General features: G+C 75.7%; 1 protein-coding gene (only partly in view). It reads left to right on the top strand.

All coding sequences use genetic code 11. The annotated features are described in order from the left end of the window. Nucleotides 1-26: 26 nt before the first annotated feature. On the top strand, nucleotides 27-4,507 hold the 5' end (the start) of the coding sequence (locus OHQ87_RS13120; RefSeq protein WP_328348246.1) for a type I polyketide synthase. Its footprint extends 25,300 nt past the window's final position; 4,481 of the gene's 29,781 nt are visible here — the first part of the coding sequence; the start codon lies at nucleotides 27-29; its stop codon lies beyond the right edge, outside the window.

Below are 4,507 nucleotides of genomic sequence, written 5' to 3'. Positions count from 1 at the left end.
CCCTTGTCCCACGTACGGAGTACATGATGTCCACGTCAGCAGATAAGGCCGTCGAGGCGCTTCGGGCTTCGCTCAAGGAGACCAGCCGGCTCAAGCAGCTCAACCAGCAGCTGACTGCGGCGGCCCGGGAGCCGATCGCGATCGTCGCGATGTCCTGCCGCTACCCGGGCGGGGTGTCCGACCCGGACCAGCTGTGGGACCTGGTGGCCTCCGGTGGGGACGCCATCGGCGGCTTCCCCACCGGCCGGGGCTGGGACCTGGACAACCTGTACGACCCGACCGGCGAGCAGTCTGGCCGCTCCAGCACCCGGCAGGGCGGCTTCCTCTACGACGCGGCGGAGTTCGACGCCGACTTCTTCGGCATCTCCCCGCGCGAGGCGCTGGCGATGGACCCGCAGCAGCGGCTGCTGCTGGAGACGTCCTGGGAGGCGTTCGAGTCGGCCGGCATCGCCCCCTCGTCCGTGCGGGGTCAGAAGGTCGGCGCGTTCGTCGGCACCGCCGCCAACGGCTACGGCGTCGGGCAGGACGGCGGCGCGGACGGCGCCGACGAGGGCTACCTGCTGACCGGCACCGTCACCAGCGTCGTCTCCGGGCGGATCGCGTACGCGCTGGGTCTGGAGGGACCGGCCGTCACCGTCGACACCGCCTGCTCGTCGTCCCTGGTCGCGCTGCACCTGGCCTGCCAGGCGCTGCGGGCCGGCGAATTCGACCTGGCCCTGGCCGGCGGCGTCTGCGTCATGGCCACCCCCAGCCCCTTCGTCGGCTTCTCCCGGCAGCGCGGACTCGCCTCGGACGGGCGGTGCAAGTCGTTCGCCGCCGCCGCGGACGGCACCGGCTGGGCCGAGGGGGTCGGCCTGCTGCTCGTCGAGCGCCTCTCCGACGCCCAGCGCAACGGCCACCGGATCCTCGCCGTCATCCGGGGCAGCGCGATCAACCAGGACGGTGCGTCGAACGGGCTCACCGCCCCGAACGGCCCCGCCCAGCAGCGGGTGATCCGGCAGGCGCTGAGCAACGCCCGGCTCACCACCGCCGACGTGGACGCCGTCGAGGCGCACGGCACCGGCACCACTCTCGGCGACCCGATCGAGGCGCAGGCGTTGCTCGCCACGTACGGGCAGGAGCGCGGTGGGGGCGACCCGCTGTGGCTCGGCTCGATCAAGTCGAACATGGGGCACAGCCAGTCGGCCGCCGGTGTCGCGGGCGTCATCAAGATGGTGATGGCCATCCGGCACGGCGTCCTGCCCGCCACGCTGCACGTCGACGAGCCGTCCCCGCACATCGACTGGTCGGCCGGTGCGGTCGAGCTGCTCACCGAGGCCCGGCCCTGGCCGGAGCTGGACCGGCCCCGCCGGGCGGCCGTGTCGTCGTTCGGCATCAGCGGCACCAACGCCCACGTCATCCTCGAACAGGCCGAGCCCGTCCCGGCTCCCGTACCGGAGCAGCCCGGCCTGCTCGCCACCCCCGCCACGGTCTGGTCGCTGTCGGCCCGCTCCACGCCCGCCCTGCGGGAGCAGGCCGCCCGGCTCGCCCGGTACGTCCGCGCCCACGACGACGTCGACCCGGCCCGACTGGCCTGGTCGCTGGCCACCACCCGGTCCGCGTTCGAGCACCGGGCGGCCGTGGTGGCCGTCGACCCGGCGCAGCTCCTGGCCGGGCTGGACGCCCTCGCCGCCGGCACCCCGGCCGGCACCGTCGTCACCGGCGTGGCAGGTGAGTCGGGCGAGGGCCCGGTCTGGGTCTTCCCGGGTCAGGGCGCGCAGCACGTGGCGATGGCGGTCGGGCTGATCGGCACCTGCACGGTCTTCGACGAGGCCCTCGCCGAGTGCCAGGCCGAGTTCGACAGGTGGCTCGACATCGACGTGGTCGCCGTGCTGACCGGTACCGACGACTCGTGGCTGGCCCGCTCCGAGGTCGCCCAGCCGGCCCTGTTCGCCGTCGGCGTGGGCCTGGCCCGGCTGTGGCGGCACGCCGGGATGACCCCCCGGGCCGTGATCGGCCACTCCCAGGGTGAGATCGTGGCCGCCCACGTGGCCGGGGTGCTGTCGCTGGCCGACGCGGTCAAGGTCCTGGCGCTGCGGCTCCGGGCGCTGGCCGCCATCGCCGGCACCGGGGCGATGGCCGCGATCGACCTGCCGGCCGCCGAGGTCACGGCACGCCTCCCCGAGGGCGTCACCGTGTCCGTCGTCAACGGCCCCGGCACCACGGCGGTCGCCGGGCCGCCGCAGGCCGTCGCGGACCTGGTCGCGGCGTGCGTCGCCGACGGCGTCCGGGCCCGGCCCGTGGCCGTCGACTACGCCTCGCACTCCCCGGCCGTGCAACCGGTCGCCGACCGGGTACGCACCGAACTGGCCGGTCTCACCCCGCGCGAGGGCGACGTCCGGATCGTCTCCACGGTCACCGGGACCTGGTGCGACGGTGCCCGGATGGACGCCGACTACTGGGCCGACAACCTGCGCCTGCCGGTGCTGTTCGACACCGCCGTGCGGACCGCGATCGCCGCCGGGCACACGGACTTCGTCGAGGTCTCGCCGCACCCGGTGCTGACGATGTCGCTGACCGCGATCCTCGACGACACCGGCACCACCGGTCGGGCGCTGGCCACCCTGCGTCGCGGCGAGGATGCGGCGCTCCGGCTGCTCACCAGCCTCGCCACCGCCCACGCGAACGGGCTGCCGGTGGACCACCGCCGGGTCCTCGCCCCCGCGCCGATCCTCACCGACCTGCCCACGTACGCCTTCCAGCGCCAGCGCTACTGGCCCGAGCGGACCATGCCCGCCGCCGCCGGGCCGGTCAGCCCCGATGTCGTCGACGTCGAGTTCTGGTCGGCCGTGGAACGCTCCGACGTGGCGGCGCTGGCCGCCCAGCTCGAGGGCGGCGCCGCCGACGCGGAGGTGCTCGCTCCGGCGTTGCCCGTGCTGTCGTCCTGGCGCAGGGCCCGGCTCCAGCGGGCGGTGCTGGACGGCTGGTCGTACCGGGTGGTGTGGAAGCCCGCCACCCCGTCCGGCGGGGCCACCCTTGCCGGCGATCTGCTCGTGGTGCGGCCCGCCACCGACGCGGCAGTGGACGGCTGGCTGGACCTGCTCGCCGCCGCCCTTCCCGACGGGGTGACCATGCGGACGTTGGCCGTCGACCCGGCCCAGGTCACCCGGCAGGAGCTGACCGAGCGGCTGGCCGGGCACCGCGAGACGCCGCCGACCGCCGTGGTTTCCCTGCTCGGCCTGGCCGACGCGGAGTACCCCGGCCACCCGGGCATCCCCACCGGGCTGGTCGCCACCACCCGCCTCGTGCAGGCGACGCAGGACGCCGACCTGACTGTGCCGCTGTGGTGCGTCACCCGGGGCGGCGTCGGCACCGGACCCACCGAGCCGGTCGCCAGCGCCGCCCAGCACGCGCTGTGGGGTCTGGCCCGGGTCATCGGCCTGGAACACCCCCGCGCCTGGGGCGGCCTGGTCGACCTGCCCGCCGAGCCGGACGCCGCCACCTGGACGGAGGTCGCCCGCATCCTCGCCGACGCCGGGGACGAGGACCAGTTCGCCATCCGCCCCTCCGGCACCTTCGTGCGGCGGCTCACCCGCACCACCGCCCGCGCCGCCGGACAGGTCACCCCGTGGCGACCGCGCGGCACCGTGCTGGTCACCGGCGGCACCGGTGCCATCGGCGCGCAGGCGGCCCGCTGGCTCGCCGACAACGGCGCCGAGCACCTGGTGCTGACCAGCCGCCGTGGCCTCGACGCCGCCGGCGCCCGCGAGCTGGCCGACGAGCTGGCTGCCACCGGCGTACGGGTCAGCGTCGTGGCCTGCGACATGGCCGACCGTGACCAGGTGGCCGCGCTGGTCGCCGGGCTGGACGACGCAGCCCCGCTGACCGCCGTGCTGCACGCCGCCGGCATCACCCAGCTCACCCCGCTTGTCGACACCGACCTCGACGTGTTCGACCACGTCATGGCCGGCAAGGCCGCCGGCGCCGGGTACCTCGACGAGCTACTCGGCGACCGGCAGCTCGACGCGTACGTCACGTTCGCCTCGATCTCCGGGGTGTGGGGCAGCGGCGGGCAGGGCGCGTACGCGGCCGCGAACGCGTACCTCGACGCGCTCGCCGAGCAGCGTCGCGCCCGGGGACTCACCGCCACCTCGATCTCCTGGGGCGCCTGGGCCGAGGGCGGCATGGCCACCACCGAGGAGGCCCAGCGGTTGCTCAGCCGCCGCGGCCTCAACCCGATGCAGCCGGCCGCCGCGCTGCTCGCCCTGCGCCGCGCCGTCGAGCACGGCGAGACCTGCCTGACCGTCGCCGACATCGACTGGGCGCACTTCGCCCCCGCGTACGCGTCCGCCCGGCCCCGGCCGCTGCTCGCCGACATCCCCGAGGCGCGCGACGCCCTGTCCCCCCGCCCCGCCGACGAGGTCGCCGACTCCGCCGGTGAGCTGCGTCAGCGGCTGCTCGCCCTGCCCCGCGCCGAACGGGACCGCCAGCTCACCGACCTGGTCCGCGACCACGCCGCCGCCGTGCT

The organism is Micromonospora sp. NBC_00421 (assembly GCF_036017915.1).
GTDB lineage: Bacteria > Actinomycetota > Actinomycetes > Mycobacteriales > Micromonosporaceae > Micromonospora.
Note: the sequence above shows the minus strand (reverse complement) of the source record. Positions and strands in the feature narration are given on the sequence as shown.